General features: G+C 70.5%; 17 protein-coding genes. 5 read left to right on the top strand and 12 right to left on the bottom strand.

Going from position 1 to position 14735, the window contains the following annotated elements; translation table 11 throughout:
* Window positions 1-34: 34 nt before the first annotated feature.
* Window positions 35-3487 (bottom strand): AfsR/SARP family transcriptional regulator, encoded by a 3453-nt coding sequence (locus OHB21_RS11470; protein WP_228815326.1) that lies wholly within the window; start codon window positions 3485-3487, stop codon window positions 35-37.
* A gap of 130 nt (window positions 3488-3617) precedes the next feature.
* On the opposite strand from OHB21_RS11470, the gene OHB21_RS11465 reads away from it, so the two are divergent.
* Both OHB21_RS11465 and OHB21_RS11460 read left to right on the top strand, forming a co-directional pair.
* Window positions 3618-4073 carry an SRPBCC family protein gene (locus OHB21_RS11465; RefSeq protein WP_067506117.1) on the top strand — a complete coding sequence of 152 codons (456 nt, stop codon included), beginning with the start codon at window positions 3618-3620 and terminating at the stop codon, window positions 4071-4073.
* Between the two features lie 27 nt (window positions 4074-4100).
* The gene (locus OHB21_RS11460) at window positions 4101-4970 is read left to right on the top strand and encodes a 1,4-dihydroxy-2-naphthoate polyprenyltransferase (RefSeq protein ID WP_067506114.1); all 870 of its coding nucleotides are present in this window, start codon (window positions 4101-4103) and stop codon (window positions 4968-4970) included.
* Between the two features lie 57 nt (window positions 4971-5027).
* On the opposite strand, the gene OHB21_RS11455 is transcribed toward OHB21_RS11460, so the two are convergent.
* From OHB21_RS11455 to OHB21_RS11445, 3 genes are read right to left on the bottom strand one after another with little or no spacing between them, the layout of a single operon-like run.
* Entirely contained in the window at window positions 5028-5420 is a 393-nt protein-coding gene (locus OHB21_RS11455) for a phage holin family protein (RefSeq protein WP_067506111.1), read from the bottom strand.
* A 59-nt stretch (window positions 5421-5479) separates the two neighbouring features.
* Entirely contained in the window at window positions 5480-6058 is a 579-nt protein-coding gene (locus OHB21_RS11450; RefSeq protein ID WP_195142099.1) for a Clp protease N-terminal domain-containing protein, read from the bottom strand.
* The gene (locus OHB21_RS11445; RefSeq protein WP_067506105.1) at window positions 6058-6276 is read right to left on the bottom strand and encodes a hypothetical protein; all 219 of its coding nucleotides are present in this window, start codon (window positions 6274-6276) and stop codon (window positions 6058-6060) included. The genes OHB21_RS11450 and OHB21_RS11445 overlap by 1 nt, the downstream gene beginning before the upstream one ends.
* Before the next feature lie 42 nt (window positions 6277-6318).
* Between OHB21_RS11445 and OHB21_RS11440 the strand changes: the two genes are divergently transcribed.
* Window positions 6319-6486: a hypothetical protein gene (locus OHB21_RS11440; protein WP_328438613.1), complete on the top strand. Its 168-nt coding sequence runs from the start codon at window positions 6319-6321 to the stop codon at window positions 6484-6486.
* Window positions 6487-6537: 51 nt separating this feature from the next.
* On the opposite strand, the gene cds1 is transcribed toward OHB21_RS11440, so the two are convergent.
* Both cds1 and OHB21_RS11430 read right to left on the bottom strand, forming a co-directional pair.
* A complete protein-coding gene (gene cds1 / locus OHB21_RS11435; protein WP_195142098.1) occupies window positions 6538-7623 on the bottom strand; it encodes an L-cysteine desulfhydrase Cds1 in 1086 nt (361 codons plus the stop codon).
* On the bottom strand, window positions 7620-7943 hold the full coding sequence (locus tag OHB21_RS11430) for a DUF4229 domain-containing protein (protein WP_067506099.1): 324 nt from the start codon (window positions 7941-7943) through the stop codon (window positions 7620-7622). The genes cds1 and OHB21_RS11430 overlap by 4 nt, the downstream gene beginning before the upstream one ends.
* 183 nt (window positions 7944-8126) lie before the next feature.
* Here OHB21_RS11430 and OHB21_RS11425 point away from each other — a divergent pair, with 183 nt between their 5' ends.
* Complete coding sequence (locus OHB21_RS11425; protein WP_067506095.1) at window positions 8127-8339, top strand: BldC family transcriptional regulator; 213 nt, start codon at window positions 8127-8129, stop codon at window positions 8337-8339.
* A 119-nt stretch (window positions 8340-8458) separates the two neighbouring features.
* A complete protein-coding gene (locus OHB21_RS11420; protein ID WP_067506092.1) occupies window positions 8459-8650 on the top strand; it encodes a hypothetical protein in 192 nt (63 codons plus the stop codon).
* A 178-nt stretch (window positions 8651-8828) separates the two neighbouring features.
* On the opposite strand, the gene OHB21_RS11415 is transcribed toward OHB21_RS11420, so the two are convergent.
* The 6 genes from OHB21_RS11415 to OHB21_RS11390 all read right to left on the bottom strand — a co-directional run bounded on the left by OHB21_RS11415 (window position 8829) and on the right by OHB21_RS11390 (window position 14019).
* Window positions 8829-9002, bottom strand: coding sequence for a hypothetical protein (locus tag OHB21_RS11415; protein ID WP_157115810.1), 174 nt, complete (start codon window positions 9000-9002; stop codon window positions 8829-8831).
* A 323-nt stretch (window positions 9003-9325) separates the two neighbouring features.
* Window positions 9326-10291, bottom strand: a complete 966-nt coding sequence (ccsB, locus tag OHB21_RS11410; protein ID WP_195124638.1) for a c-type cytochrome biogenesis protein CcsB — start codon at window positions 10289-10291, stop codon at window positions 9326-9328.
* Window positions 10292-10293: 2 nt separating this feature from the next.
* Window positions 10294-11943: a cytochrome c biogenesis protein ResB gene (gene resB / locus OHB21_RS11405; protein ID WP_067506086.1), complete on the bottom strand. Its 1650-nt coding sequence runs from the start codon at window positions 11941-11943 to the stop codon at window positions 10294-10296.
* The gene (locus OHB21_RS11400; protein WP_067506082.1) at window positions 11940-12779 is read right to left on the bottom strand and encodes a cytochrome c biogenesis CcdA family protein; all 840 of its coding nucleotides are present in this window, start codon (window positions 12777-12779) and stop codon (window positions 11940-11942) included. The genes resB and OHB21_RS11400 overlap by 4 nt, the downstream gene beginning before the upstream one ends.
* A complete protein-coding gene (locus OHB21_RS11395) occupies window positions 12779-13405 on the bottom strand; it encodes a TlpA disulfide reductase family protein (protein ID WP_407675178.1) in 627 nt (208 codons plus the stop codon). Before OHB21_RS11395 ends, OHB21_RS11400 begins: the two co-directional genes overlap by 1 nt.
* Window positions 13402-14019 (bottom strand): histidine phosphatase family protein, encoded by a 618-nt coding sequence (locus OHB21_RS11390; RefSeq protein ID WP_067506429.1) that lies wholly within the window; start codon window positions 14017-14019, stop codon window positions 13402-13404. The genes OHB21_RS11395 and OHB21_RS11390 overlap by 4 nt, the downstream gene beginning before the upstream one ends.
* Window positions 14020-14735: the final 716 nt, after the last annotated feature.

The following is a 14735-nucleotide window of genomic DNA, read 5'->3' as shown; positions in this document are numbered from 1 at the left end:
ACCGCCGCTCCCGCATTCGGGGGCGGCGGTCTTCTCATCGGCAGTTCCGATGCGCGGCAACCTCTTCGAGCAGACGGAGGATGTCGGACGCGGCGCGATCACGGCCGCCGCGCACCTCCCGCGCGAAGGCCGCCGCCACCCGTTGCGTGCCGAGTCGGCGCTCGGCCAGGGCTCGGTGCCGGTCGAGTCGCGTCGACGGAAAGTCTTGGCGCGCATAGACGCGCGGCGCGAGGGCGAGTAGTTCCAGTGCACGATCGGTATCCCGGTCGATCGCGATCAGGAAAGATCCGATGGCGCAGGCGATTCCCCCGATCTGCGGCAGGTCCCGGTACCCGGTCAACGCGGGAAGCGCCACGTCGAGCAACCGCCACGGCAGCGGATCCGCCGGGTCGGCCCGCTCACACAGCACGCGGGCGTCGATCGCGGCCGCGGCCACCATCATCGAGTGCGGGCCGAGATCGGAGACCCCTTCCGGCCACCCGCACAGCGTGAGCGCCCGCTCGTAAACACGCAGTCCCTCTTCGGTTCTGCCCTCGGCCATAGCCAGCTCGGCCATGCTCTGCGTGACCGAACCGAGCAGGCCGTTGGCACCCGACCGCGCGTCGGGGCTCAGGTCGAGACCTTCGAACGCGAGCGCGAGTTCGCCGCGGGCCGCGTCCCATTCCGCCAGACCCGCGAGCGCGGCGGCGAGCATGCTGCGGATCTCGACGGCATCCTCGTGCGCGCCGAGCCGGGCCAGCAGGTCGAGGCTGCGCCGGTGATAAGTCACCGCGCCCGCGTAATCGGCCATCTGGCCGCGCAATTGGCCCAGATGCCGGGAGAGCATGCCCGCTGTCCACAGGTTGCCCTCGTCGATGAGCGCCAGCGCGCGCATCGCGTCGCGCGTGGAACCGCGCAGGTCGCCCAGGTTCTCGCGGAGGTTGGCGCGCAGGAGCAAGGCGGCCACCCGGCAGTCCCGGTCGTCGGAGAGCACCGCCTCGGCGAGACGGCGCGCCACCCCGGCGCCGTCGCCGCGGAACAGCATCATCGAGACCGCGAGCCGGTCGCCGGGACCGAGATCGGTTCGGGTGCGCGACAATCGGCGCACCCGCAAGCGAATCCGGGAGCATGCCCGCGCGTCCCGGCTCACATAGAGGGTGTGCATGAACATCAGGCCGTAGGCGTCGACCACCAGGTCCGAGCGCGCCGCCGGACTGTCACCGAGGTCGAAGACCGGCTCGATCCAGTGGACCAGTTCCGTGTGCGCGCCGCGCATCGCCCACAGCGCGGCCAGCACCGGGAAAACGCTGTAGGCCGTGTGGGAGTCGCGGCGATCGACGGCGTAGCGCAGCGCGGTCGTGAGATTGTCCACCTCCGCGTGCGCCCGCTGCGCCAGCGCCGCTTGGTCGCCGTGCAGGAAGTTCGCCGCGATGTGTTCGGCCAGTTCGCGGGCCCAGCAGGTCAGGCGCTCGGTCACGCGCTCCGCCTCGTCGGGATGGGCGGCCAGACCCTCCTCGCCGTACTCGCGCACCGTCTCCAACATCCGGTGGCGCGTGGACGATTCGTCGTCGAGGACGGTCAGCAGGGACTGGTTCACCAGACCCTCCACCGCCGCGTCCACGTCGCCGACCTCCGGGCCACCCGCCACGGCGCGGGCGGCGTCGAGGCCGAAACCGCCTGGGAATCGGCACAATCGGCGCAGCGCGACCCGTTGCGGCGGGTCGAGCAGATCCCAGCTCCAGTCGATCACGGCGTGCAGGGTGCGGTGGCGTTCCGGGGAGCTGCGGTCGCCCTGGCGCAGCAGCGCGAATCGGTCCGCGAGGCCCGCCTCGATCTCCGCCACGCTCATCGTGCGCACCCGCGCGGCCGCGAGTTCGATGGCCAGCGGCAGGCCGTCGAGCGCCGCGCAGAGTCGGGCGACGGCGGCCTGGTCCAGGCGCACGGCGGGGCGCACCGCCCGCGCCCGCGCGGCGAACAGATCGGTCGCGGGTGAGCCCGCCGCGTCGACGGTGAGCGGGCCCAGCGGATAGACGGTTTCGGCGGTGATCATCAGCGGCGCACGGCTGGTGGTGAGCACCGTCAGCCGGTCGGCGGCCCCGATCAGATCCGCGACCACCACCGCGACGGCCTCGATCAGATGCTCGCAGTTGTCGAGGATCAGCAGCGGCGGGCGCGCCGCCAACGCCTCCCGCAGGCGGGTGCGGGCGTCCAGCGCCATCGGCCCGCGTATGGCGGCGGCGTCGAGGGTGAGATCGCTCAGGCCGAGCACGGCGGCGATCGCCGCCTCCACCTCCGAGCGCGGATCACCGGATTCCCCACGCACCGCGGCCAATTCGACCAGCACCACCGGCCTGCCGCGTCCCACCCGCACACCGATCTCGTTGGCGACCCTCGTCTTTCCGGTGCCGCCGGGACCGAGCACGGTGACAACGCGCGATTCGGACAGGAGGGCTGTGATCGCGGCGAGGTCGTCGGCGCGGCCGAGCAGTGCGTTGGGGGCGGCGCGGAGGCCGGTGGACGCGGCGGCGAACTCGGGCGCCGACGAGTGCGTCGGATCGAACCGTGTGGCATCACCGACACCCGTGATGTCCTCGGCCATTCGCGAACTCCGCGCCGCGGGCGGTTCGGTGCGCCGCGAGCGAGCCGGATCCAGCCGCGCGGCATCACCGGCGCCCGGGCCCGCGGCGTACTCGGCCGCCGAGGTGTTCTGCGCTGCGGCCGATTCGGCGTGCTCGCCCCGCAGGATCGCGGTGTTGAGGTCGACCAGGGCTCGGCCGGGGTCGGCGCCGAGTTCGTCGGCGAGGCGCGTGCGGAAGGCGGCGAAGGTTTCCAGCGCCTCGTTCGCGCGGCCGGTCGTGGCCAGCAGGCGCAGGAGGTCGTGGTGGGCGGGTTCGTCGAGCGGGGCGTGTGTCGCGCGGCGGCGGGCGAGGGCGAGGGCGCCTTCGTGGTCGCCCGCGTCGAGTCGGGCCGCGAGTTCGACGGCGTCGAGTTCGGCGAGCCTGGCGGCGGCGAGGGCGGTGAGTTCGTCGGCCACCGCACCCGGCGGGAGGTCGGCGGCCGGGTCGCCGCGCCAGAGTCGGCGCGCGGCCTCGATCGTCGCCAGGCAGCCGGGTAGGTCGCCGTCCGCGCGGGCACGCTCGGCCCGGTGTCGCAGGTCGGCGACGAGCGCGAGATCGACCGGCGCGGTCAGTTTGTAGCCGGCGGGCCCGATCTCCAGCGCACCCGCGGGCAGCGCCGCGCGCAACCGGGAGACCTGGGTGTGCAGGGCGTTCATCGGGGAACGCGGCGGACGCTCACCCCACACGTCCTCGATGAGGGCGATCGCCGACCGGCTGCGCCCCGGGTGCAGCGCCAGGGCGGCGAGCAGCAGGCGCGACCGGGCCCCCGGCACGGCGCTCAGCACGCCGTCGCGGCGCAACGCGACCTCGCCCAGCAGGGCGACCACGATCGATGCGTCTTCCGGCAGCGTCAGGGTTCGGCGGTTCGGGCCGCCCGGATCGGGAAACATTCCACGGCCATCGTAGGCGAACCGCACGGCGCGGGTCGTCCCGGTTTTCCGCCCCCACCTGCCGAGACGGGCTCGTGCCGTCCTCACCGATACGCCCTCGCGGACGCCGTAACCGGCATACGCTGACCGCATGGCTGAGTACGAAGTGGTCAGGCGGGCCGTGGTCGCGGCCGACCCCTCCCGTGTGCACGGGCTGATCGCCAACTACCGCGAATGGCCGAAGTGGTCGCCGTGGGAGGACATAGACCCCGGCATGGAACGCGTCTACAGCGGTCCGGAATCCGGTGTGGGCGCGCGCTACTCCTGGAGCGGCAACCGCAAGGCGGGCGCGGGCAGCATGGAGACCGTGACGGACACCGAGCGCGAGATCGGCATCCGGCTCGAGTTCACCAAGCCGTTCAAGTCCACCAGCAAGCTGACCTTCCGGCTGACCCCTGCCGACGGCGGCACCGAAGTGGTGTGGCGGATGGACGGCGAACAGAAGGGCCTGATGGCCGTGGTCGGCAAGGTCATCAAGATGGATCGGTTGATCGGCAAGGACTTCGAGAAGGGGCTCGCCCGCCTGCAAGCCGCCGTGCGCGCCTGAACCGGCGGCCCGCATTAGGCTGCGAGCATGGCTACAGCAGCGCAATGGCTGGAGGGCGCCCGGCCCCGCACCCTGCCGAACGCGATCGCGCCGGTGATCGCCGGAACCGGCGCCGCCGCCTCGCTCGACGGCGCCGTCTGGTGGAAAGCCCTGCTGGCGCTGGTGGTCTCGCTGGCGCTGATCGTCGGGGTCAACTACGCCAACGACTACTCCGACGGCATTCGCGGCACCGACGACGAGCGCGTCGGCCCGCTGCGACTGGTCGGTTCCGGACTGGCCTCGCCCGCGGCCGTGCGCAACGCGGCGATCGCGAGCCTGGCGCTGGGCGCGGTGTTCGGGCTGGTGCTGGTGGCGACGTCGGCGTGGTGGCTGCTGCTGGTCGGCGCGGGCTGCCTGGCGGGCGCCTGGTTCTACACCGGCGGCAGCAAACCCTACGGCTACAGCGGATTCGGCGAGGTCGCCGTGTTCGTGTTCTTCGGCTTGATCGGCGTGCTGGGCACGCAGTTCGTGCAGGCCGAGCGCGTGGACTGGGTCGGGCTGGCGCTGGCCGTGGCGGTGGGCGCGTTCTCCAGCGCGGTGCTGGTGGCGAACAACCTGCGCGACATCCCCACCGACACCGCGTCCGGAAAGACCACGCTCGCGGTGAAACTCGGCGATCCCCGGACCCGCACCCTGCACCTGGTGCTGCTCGCCGCGCCGTTCGTCGTCACGCTGCTGCTCGTGTTCCGCACCCCGTTCGCGCTCGCCGGTCTCCTGGCGATCCCGCTGGCGATTCGCGCGAACGCCCCGGTGCGCTCCGGCGGGCAAGGTCTGGAACTCATTCCGGCGCTGCGCGATTCCGGGCTGGCGCTGCTGGTGTGGTCGGTGGTGACGGCGGTGGCGCTGGGCGTGGGCTGACAGACGAACGGGCCCGGTGGTTTCCACCACCGGGCCCGTGTCGGCCGCGGAGCCTGCTCAGTCCTTGTCGGGGACCAGCACGCCCAGCACCCAGTTGACCAGGGAGATGATGATGCCGCCGAGCACGGCCGCCCAGAAACCGTCCACCACCAGGCCGTAGTCGGGCTGGTCGACCAGTTCGGTGAGCTTGGCGGTGAGCCACAGCATCAGGGCGTTCACGACCAGCAGGAACAGGCCGAGGGTGAGGATGATCAGCGGCAGCGAAAGCAGCTTCACGATCGGCTTCACCAGCGCGTTCACCAGCGTGAACACCGCGGCGATCACCAGCACCACGACGATCTTGCCGCCGTTGCCGTTCTCTTCCGGACTCAGGATCTCGATACCGGTCACCCAGGCCGCGGCCAACCAGATGGCCACCGCGTTGATGATCAGTCGAAGCACTAGCTGCATGCGCCCATGCTAAGTGGGGGCGCCCATCCGCGCTGGCGTTGAACGCGTTTCGCCGCGCCCTACGCCGCCGGGCGGTCGAGGTGGGCGTGCACCTTCGGGCGGAGGGCGGCGATCGCGGGCGCGCCGCCCAGCAGGTCGGCCGTGGTGTCGTTCGGGGCGCGCAGGATGCCCAGCAGCACGTGTTCGACCCCGATGGTCTTGTCCTGGCGGGCCAGGGCTTCGCGCAGCGAGAGTTCCAGCACCTTCTTCGCGTCGCGGGTGAACGGGATGTGCCCGCTCGCCCTGCGCTTGCCGAACAGGCCGCGCGGGGGTGCGGGCTCGGGGCCGTCGAGGGCGTTCTCGCCGAAGGTCGTCTCCAGGGATTCGCGCACCGCGTCGAGGTCGATGCCGATCGAGCGCAGCGCTTCGGCGTCCGCGTCGCCGAGCGGTTCGCCGCGCCCGCGCTGTCGCAGCGCGGCGGTGACGCCCTCGTGCGTGAGTCCCTCCTCCGCGAGCAGCGCCTTGACGTCGGGCTCGGCGTGGGCGAGCACGCCGAGCAGCACGTGTTCCACGCCGATGGACGGTGATCGCAGGGCGCGCGCGTCCTCTTGCGCGCCCACCACCGCGAATCTGGCCGACTTGGTGAACCTTTCGAACATCAGCCCCTGCCTCTCCGGTTGTACTTCTGATGGACGGCCTGCTTGCTGACCTCGAGCGCGTCGGCGATGGCCTGCCAGGACCAGCCCTGTTCGCGGGCGTTGGTCACCTGAATGGCCTCCAACCGTTCGAGGAGCCTGCGCAGCGCCAGCACCGCGCGCAGCCCGACCTTCGGGTCGGGACTGCCCGCGGCGGCCGCCAATGTGGTTGCCTCGGTCATGCTGTCAATTTTGATTGACTGACGCGGGCGTGTCAACAAAAATTGACGATCGAGGATTTCGCCGTCGGCGAAGAGGTGGAGACGCGGCTCAGCCGGCGCGGTTCAGCGGCCGAAGTGCAGCACGCATCCCCACGGCGAATCGACCGGCTCATCCGGCCGGAGGACAGGCTCGAACGCACGCGGCGGGTGGGCGCTCGGGCGCGCACGTGACGTGGCAGGCGTGCTGCGGACCGCCGACCTGCCCGGCGACACCCCGCCTACTCAGCCGCGCCAGATACCGGACGCGTGGAATTCCTCGAGGACGGCGGTGTGCTCGTCCAGCTCCATCCCCTGCGCGGCCACCCAGTCGTCGTCGAAGTACGAGTCGGCGTACCGGTCGCCGCCGTCGCAGATCAGCGTCACGACGCTGCCGGTGCGGCCCCGCGCCAGCATCTCGGCGACGAGGTGGAACACGCCCCACAGGTTGGTGCCGGTCGAGCCGCCGACGCGGCGGCCGAGCACGCGGCTCGCGTAGCGCATCGCGGCCAGCGAGGCGGCGTCGGGCACCTCGATCATCCGGTCCACGACCTGCCCCACGAACGAGGGCTCCACGCGCGGGCGGCCGATACCTTCGATGCGCGAGGACATGCCCGTCTCGTAGCCGGCGTCGGCGGTCTCGTAGCCGCCGTAGAACGCGGAATTCTCCGGGTCCACCACCGCGAGTTTGGTGGCGTGCCTGCGGTAGCGGATGTAGCGGCCGATGGTAGCGCTGGTGCCGCCGGTGCCCGCGCCGACCACGATCCACTCCGGTACCGCGTGCGTCTCCAACCGCATCTGCTGGAAGATCGACTCGGCGATGTTGTTGTTGCCGCGCCAGTCGGTGGCGCGTTCGGCGTGCGTGAACTGGTCCATGTAGTGGCCGCCGCATTCGGCCGCCAGCCGCGCCGCCTCGGTGTACATGTCCGGTGGGCGTCGCACGAAATGACATCGCCCGCCCTGGGCCTCGATCAGCGCGATCTTGCGCGGCGACGTGCTCGCCGGCATCACCGCCACGAAGTCGAGGCCGAGCATCTTCGCGAAGTACGCCTCGCTCACCGCGGTCGACCCCGACGACGCCTCCACCACGGTGGTGCCCTCGGTGACCCACCCGTTGCAGATCGCGTACAGGAACAGCGACCTGGCCAGCCGGTGCTTGAGACTGCCGGTGATGTGGGTGGATTCGTCCTTGAGGTAGAGCTGGACGTTCCACTCCTCCGGGAGCGGGTAGCGCAGCAGATGCGTGTCGGCGCTGCGCTGGGTGTCGGCGTCGATCAGCCGAACCGCGTTGTCGACCCAGTCGCGCGGGGCACTGCGGTCGCAGGACTTCACGCCCCGTCCTCACCCCGCAGGCGGGCGCGCAACTGCGCCTTGTCCCGGCGGCGGCGTTCGTCGACGAGCGCGATGTCCTCGTTGACCTTGACGCGCAGCGTCTTGAACAGGGTGAGGGAGAGCGGCATCGCGATGATCAGCGCGAACAGGGCCGCGACCACCAGCGGAACCTCGACGTCGATGAGCCGCGCGCCCCCGAGGATCAGCGCGGTGATGATCGCGACGAGCACCAGCCGGGCCAAGGTGTACAGCGCGAGATTGATGGCCAACCTGCGACCCGGACGGGCGGTCGGCTGCTCCGGACGAGTGGAATCGCTCACGCGAACCAGGGTATGCGACGACGTTGCGGGCCCCTCGCGCACACCTCCCGCCGAGGTCGCGGACCCATCCGTTTTGTCCATTACTTCGCCTTTACCAACCGTAGATGGTTCGCGTACCTAGGGGTCGGGGTGCAACGATGACGCCATCTGATGAGGGAACTGTCGAGAACGGAGAGGTTTGCTATGAGTGCGATCACCGTCGGCGGCCAGGACACCCTGCTGACCCCGGGACAGGTTGCCGCCCTGTTCCACGTCGACCCCAAGACCGTCACGCGCTGGGCCCACGCCGGGCGCCTCGGCTCGCTGCGCACCCCCGGCGGACACCGTCGCTTCCGCGAATCCGAGGTCCTCCAGCTCCTGAAATCGCTCACCACCGAAGCGGGCACCACCCGCTGACCATCCACCGCGCGGCGCGGGCGGGGGTGCCCGCGCCTTGTGGCGTCGCACCAATTTCGTGTCCGTGGTGTGCGCGGAGGTCACTCGCGACTACCCTCGTAAGTAGGAGGTGAGCGAACGTGACGTATCTGTTGGCACTCATCGCCATCGTGGCAGTCGCGGTGCTGTGCTGGAAGGCGTTCGGACCGATGAGGACCGAAGCCCCGCGCTCCCCCCAGCAGCGCAAACCAGTCCTCGGGCCCGATGACGATCCGGAGTTCCTCTGGCGGCTCTCCCGTCAGCAGCACCGGGACGGGGAACCGCCCCAGTAGGGTTGGGCGAGTAGGTCGTGTCCGCTCGACCAGCGAGGCGCCGAATCCCGATGACCGGCTACGGCTGCGCGCCCTGCCCAGGGCCCATTGCTATGTGTCCGCAGCCGGTCTCTCGGACGTTCGCGATCCGTCATGCTGCGTGCGGTGACCACGTAGAAGCGTCCATCCATCGCCTCACTCAGCAGACATGCAGGTAGCGACCCGCATAGGTGCGGCCGAGAAGAATAGTGGTCTCCTCACGGCCCGCGAACGTATGGAACGGGCGTTGCGCAGCCTCCTGAACCTCGCTGGGATCGACATCGTGACGAGCTATATGCGCCTCGGACTCGTCGTTCCACAGGAACTCGAACACGCTCAGTCGTACTACGAACGAAATACACGACCCTTTGACAGTCCTGAGGGGCCGCCCGATCCACTCCTCGCGGTCCCCCTCGTCACGCTGACCAGGTGCGGAGTCCCGACGACTTGGCGGTGCCTACCGCCAGAGTTCGCCACGTGTCGGAAGATGTCGAGCTCGCGTTCCTGTAAGACGGTCGGCTCGATGAGGATCAGGCGAAGTCCGTCATGGCATCGATCGATGAGCTGTTCGCGAGCGCGGGACTCACTGCGTACCGAAGCCGCTCAGCCGAACCGGGCCGGCGTAGGGGACGACTCGAACGCGCTGGTAGAAGCCGTTTACGTCAGCCCCGCGTAGCTGTGCAGACCGCTGATCACCATGTTGATGATGAACAGGTTGAACAGCATCGCGACGAAGGCGGCGATGTTGATCCAGGCGGCTTTGGTGTCGCGCCAGCCCGAGGTGGCGCGGGCGTGGAGGTAGGCGGCGTAGAGGACCCAGGCGATGAAGGAGCAGGTTTCCTTGGGGTCCCAGCCCCAGAAGCGGCCCCAGGCGGCTTCGGCCCAGATGGCACCGAGGATGACGCCGGCGCCGAAGAGGGGGAAGCCGACGATGGTGGTGCGGTAGGCGAGGCGGTCGAGGGTGCGGGCGTCGGGGAGGCGGCGCGCGATGGCGCCGAGGAAGTTGGTGGATTCCGCACCCTCGGGCTGGCGCAGGCGGAAAAGGAACAGCAGGCTCGCGACGCCGGAGACGAGGAACACGCCGCTGCCGACGCTGACGATCGTGACGTGCAGCGGCAGCCAGAACGAGCGCAGCGCGGGCACCACGGGCGCGGCGTCGGCGTAGAGCACCGTGCCCGCCAGGAACATCAGGATCAGGACCGGCACCAGCAGGAACACCCAGGTGGAGCGGTACCGCTGTTCGCGCAGCAGCCAGAACCCGACCAGCACCGACGCCGCGCACGCCATCGTGACGAACTCGTACATGTTGCCGAGCGGGAAACGCCCGGTCGCGAAGCCGCGCAACACGATCGACAGGATGTGTACCGCGACGCCCACCACGAGCACCGCGAACGCCATATTGCCCAGGCGCTCCGACCACGGCTTGACCGGGCGCTCCTCGACGCGCCCCGGCACGCCGGGTGCCGCGCCGCCGCCCACGGTGACGAGTTCGCGGCCCTCGGCCTTGCGCACCTGCGCCGCCGCGTACTGGCGGATCAGGAGCACCAGCGCCAGCGTGTACACGACGATCGCCGATTTGAAGGCGAGGTCGCTGTACTGCGCGAGGGTTTCGTCGATCGGCATCGTCATTCTCCCGTGGTCTCGGCGTCCAGCACGCGCGCGCGGAGCCGGTCGAACTCGCCGCCCCACCCGGCCTGGTCGGTTCTGGCGAGCCCGCCCATTTCTACTACGGTTTGTCGTTGGTCAACGGTACCGGCAGAATCGGCCGCCGGGTAGGCCCGCACCCAGATCCGCCTGCGCTTCACCAGCAGCGAGACGAGCAGTCCCGCCATCATGGCGAGCGAACTCACCAGCACCCACTGTTGCGCCGGGTCGTGCGAGACCTGGAGGTTCACGAACTCCTTCGCGCCGTCGAAGGTGACGGTGGTGCCGTTGGCGAGCGTGGTCGACTCCCCCGGGCGCAGGTTCACGCGGGCCTCCTTGGAAAGGCGGCCCTGGCGCACCATCTCCTGGTCGAGCGCGAACAGATTTTGCGGACGGCCCGTGTCCAGGCCCGTGTCGCCCCGGTAGATATCCACGGCGACGGCCGGGTCGTTCATCGCGGGAAAGGCAGACGTGAGCAGGGTTTCGTGGAACATAGCCGTGGGCGCGAACAAGCCCTCGATGGCTACCTGATTCTTACGGCGCTCCTCGTCGGTGGCATAGCTGCCGCCGGGCGGGTCGATGCGCAGCACACCGCTGGACAGGAAGGTGCGGGCGTCGTCGGGGCGCCACTGGATCGTCTCGGTGCGTGTCTGGCCGTCGGGGAATTTCACCGTGAACGTCGGCGCGTAGCCGTGGCCCTGGAGGTAGACGCGGTCGCCCGCGACGCGCAGCGGGTGGTTGACGCGCAGCGTCGCCTCGCGCCACGTGTCGGTGCGCAGGTCGTCGCCGGCCTGGTAGGAGATGTTCGAGGTGAACATCTCGGCCTGCCCGGTGTCGAGGTAGTCGGCCTTGAAGTCCTTGACCCGCACGCAGATCGGGGTCATACCGGTGCCGTCGTTCACGTTGCCCGCGCGGAAGGAGTCGAACACCGCGGGCGAGGTGGTGCAGAAGCCGGGGCCATCGTCGGCGATGACGATCACATTGCCCTCGGTGCCGAACAGGCGGCCGACAGCGATCGACACCAATAGCCCCACCAGCGCCAAGTGGAAGACCAGGTTGCCGAGTTCGCGCGCGTAGCCCTTCTCGGCCGAGAGCGTGACTTCCCCGTCGCGCTTGCCGTCACCGGGGCGGACCTCGGTGCGCCAGCCCTTCAACTGCCCGCGCACACCGTCGATCACCTGCTCCGGCGTGCGGTCGGTGGTGTCCGAGAAGTGGTGCGGCAACCGGGAAAGGTTGCGGGGCGCGCGCACCGGGGGCGTGCGCAGGGCGCGGTAGTGATCGAACGCGCGCGGCACGATGCAGCCGACCAGCGAAATGAAAAGCAGCACGTAGATGGCGGTGAACCAGGTGCTGCCGAACACGTCGAACAGCTGGAACCGGTCCATCCACGGCCCCAGCGTCGGACGGTTGCGGATGTACTCGTCGACCTTCTGGGTGTTCAGATTCCTTTGCGGCAGCAGCGCACCCGGGATCGCGGCCAATGCCAGCAGGAACAGCAGTACCAATGCGGTGCGCATGCTGGTGAGTCCGCGCCACGTGTTGCGGACGAACGCCACCGCGCGCCCGGGAAGCGATTGGCGCGGCGGGCGCGGCGCGGCGGGGGCGGGTACGGGCTGGTCGATCACTGTCATATCGGCAGGGTCACCTCGGAGACGAACGCGTCACGCACCCACGCCACGAACACATCCCACGCCCCAGTGACCAGCGCGATGCCGACGCCGATCAGCAGAACGCCCCCGGCGATCTGGATGTTGCGCGAATTGCGGCGCAGCCAGCCGACGCCGCGCAGCGCGCTGGCGGAGCCGAACGCCAGGATCACGAACGGAAGTCCGAGCCCGAGGCAGTACGCGACGATCAGTGCCACACCGCGCGCGGCGGTCGTGCCTTCTGTTCCCGCGGCCACCGCCATCACGCCCGACAGGGTGGGGCCGAGGCAGGGGGTCCAGCCGAGCGCGAACACTCCCCCGAGCAACGGCGCACCGGCAATGCTGGTGAGGCGGCGGGGTTCCATGCGCGTATCGCGCTGCAAGGCGGGCACGAGGCCGACGAAAACGAGACCCATGAGGATCGTCACCACACCGCCGACCCGTTGCAGCAGTTCACGATTCACGTTCAGGGTCTGGATCAGGCCGAACACGGTGGCCGTCGCGAGGACGAACACGACCGTGAACCCGGCCACGAACAATCCGGCCGCGGCCGCGACGCGCATCTTGCCCGACGAGGGTGGGGCCGTGCGCTCGGCCACCGCGACCGCACCGGCGCGGTTCTTCGCCTCGGCCACCGTCGCGGGTGGCGCCTCCGCGCCGACGAGTCCGGCCAGGTAGGAGAGGTAGCCGGGCACCAGCGGCACCACGCACGGGGACGCGAACGACACCAGTCCGGCCAAGAGGCACGCGCCGAGCCCGAGCAGCAGTGGACCGTCGGCGGCCGCCTGCTGGAACGAATTCCCCACGCTCGCGAGCATCATCACGCGGCGTCCTCCGCGGCGAGACGATCGACCACCGGCTGCAGGTCCTCGGCGAGCAGGGCGCGCAGGAACACCGCGGCGACCCGGTGCTGCCGGTCCAGGATCAGCGTGGTCGGGATGACGCTGGTCGGGAAGTTGCCGCCCAGCGCGAGCAGGGTGCGCATCGACGGGTCGTAGATCGAGGGGTAGCCGACCTTGTTGTCGGTGACGAAATCCTGCGCCTTGTCGCGCTGCGGGTCGCGGACGTTGATGCCCAGGAACGCGACGCCCTTGTCCTTGCTGGCCTCGTAGACCCGTTCCAGCGCGGGCGCCTCTCCACGGCACGGGCCGCACCACTGGCCCCACAGATTGAGCACGACCACCTGGCCCGCGAAATCGGCGACCGAGATGCGCTCGTCGGTCATGAGTTCCGGGCCTGCGAGTTCGCCGATGGTGCCGCGGTCGGCGGGCGGGTCGTAGAAGATGTCGGTCTTGCCGCCCGGGGAGATGAATTCGAAGGTGCCGCCGGTGACCACCGCGTCCGACCCGGTCGAGCAGCCCGCCAGCGCGAGAATCAGCGCCAGGCAGGCGGTCAGGACCATCCCGGCCCGCGCCGGCGCGGACCGGTGGGACGCGGTGGGTCTCATGCGCCGTGCACCGTGGGGTCCGAGCCGCCAGCGGGTTCGGAGTAGACGATGTCGACGAGGGTGTCGCCCTGGTAGACCAGCGAGGTCAGCGAGGCCAGCGAGCACTGACGGTGCCGCGGGTCGTGCCACAGGCGCTGGCCCTGCAGGAACCGGCGCAGCGTCCACACGGGCAGCTGGTGCGAGACGAGCACCGCCTCGCGCCCGGCCGCCTCCACCCGCGCCTTGTTCACCGCGGCCAGCATGCGGTGCGCGATCTGCAGGTAGGGCTCGCCCCACGACGGGGTGAACGGGTCGCGCAGCTTCCACCAGTGGCGCGGTTTGCGCAGCGCGCCGTCGCCGACGGAGACGCGCAGGCCCTCGAAGGTGTTGCCGGCCTCGATGAGGTTCTCGTCGGTGCGCACGATCAGCCCGTGCTCCCCCGCGATCGGCGCGGCCGTCTCCTGCGCCCGCTGCAACGGCGAGGCGATGACGAGCGCGAGATCGTGGTCGGACAGCGCCCGCGCCACCGCCCCGGCCTGCGCGCGCCCCGCCACCGACAGCCCGAACCCGGGCAGGCGGCCGTAGAGGATGCCGTTCGGATTGTGCACCTCACCGTGGCGCAGCACGTGCACGATGGTCTCGACACCGGCGTCGACCTCGGGGAGGTCGTCGTCCTCGCGCGGGGTGGCGGTGGTGGAGGACGTCTTCGGGGCGGACTTCTCGACGGGGAGAGCGTCGGGGGTGGAGTCGGTGGACTCGTCGCCCTGGTCGTCGGCAGCCGGCACCTCGGCACTGTGGCGAGCGGCAGCCGCGGCGACGGGAGCTGCGCCGGTGTTGTCCGGCTCGGTGGCCGGGTTCGAGTCGCCGCGATCCGACGTGGGAACGGGACGCTCGGCAGCAGCGGGGACCTCGGCGGCGGCAGGAGTGGTCGCCGAGACCTTGTCGGCAGCGGGCTCACCGGCGGCGGCATGGGTCTCGGCGGCAGCAGTCTCGCCGGCGGCCGGGACGGCGGCAGGATTATGGGCAGCCGGGTCAGCGATGGCACCGGCCGAGCCGGTGGCGGACGAAGCGGCGGCGCTCGAGGTAGCGCTGGATGTCGCGGCGTTCGCGGTGGCGGACGAATCGGCCGCAGCGGAGGTGGATTCCACCACGTCGGCGGGAGACGTGGTCACCCCGGCGATATCGGCGACCACGGACCCGGCGACCGGTGCGGTGGACGGCGCATTCGTCTTCGGGGACCGCTTCGCCTTCGAGCCGGCGGAGGATTTCGCCGACTTCGGCGCGGCCACCGCAGGCGTTTCGTCGCGCTTGTCTGTCACCGGCTCGGCGGCGGGGCTGGCGGCGGTTCCGG

This window comes from Nocardia puris (genome assembly GCF_036051655.1).
Lineage (GTDB): Bacteria > Actinomycetota > Actinomycetes > Mycobacteriales > Mycobacteriaceae > Nocardia > Nocardia puris.
The sequence above is the reverse complement of the archived record's forward strand: the minus strand, read 5'-3'. Positions and strand labels throughout refer to the sequence as shown.

Bases quoted from the DNA above. Each gene is read 5' to 3' on its own strand.
- OHB21_RS11460 (WP_067506114.1), top strand. From the start codon at position 4,101: ATGGCTACAGCAGCGCAATGGCTGGAGGGCGCCCGGCCCCGCACCCTG.
- ccsB (WP_195124638.1), bottom strand. From the start codon at position 10,291: ATGCCGATCGACGAAACCCTCGCGCAGTACAGCGACCTCGCCTTCAAA.
- OHB21_RS11425 (WP_067506095.1), top strand. From the start codon at position 8,127: ATGAGTGCGATCACCGTCGGCGGCCAGGACACCCTGCTGACCCCGGGA.
- OHB21_RS11455 (WP_067506111.1), bottom strand. From the start codon at position 5,420: ATGCAGCTAGTGCTTCGACTGATCATCAACGCGGTGGCCATCTGGTTG.
- OHB21_RS11470 (WP_228815326.1), bottom strand. From the start codon at position 3,487: ATGTTTCCCGATCCGGGCGGCCCGAACCGCCGAACCCTGACGCTGCCG.
- resB (WP_067506086.1), bottom strand. From the start codon at position 11,943: ATGACAGTGATCGACCAGCCCGTACCCGCCCCCGCCGCGCCGCGCCCG.
- OHB21_RS11395 (WP_407675178.1), bottom strand. From the start codon at position 13,405: ATGAGACCCACCGCGTCCCACCGGTCCGCGCCGGCGCGGGCCGGGATG.
- OHB21_RS11465 (WP_067506117.1), top strand. From the start codon at position 3,618: ATGGCTGAGTACGAAGTGGTCAGGCGGGCCGTGGTCGCGGCCGACCCC.
- OHB21_RS11450 (WP_195142099.1), bottom strand. From the start codon at position 6,058: ATGTTCGAAAGGTTCACCAAGTCGGCCAGATTCGCGGTGGTGGGCGCG.
- OHB21_RS11445 (WP_067506105.1), bottom strand. From the start codon at position 6,276: ATGACCGAGGCAACCACATTGGCGGCCGCCGCGGGCAGTCCCGACCCG.
- OHB21_RS11400 (WP_067506082.1), bottom strand. From the start codon at position 12,779: ATGATGCTCGCGAGCGTGGGGAATTCGTTCCAGCAGGCGGCCGCCGAC.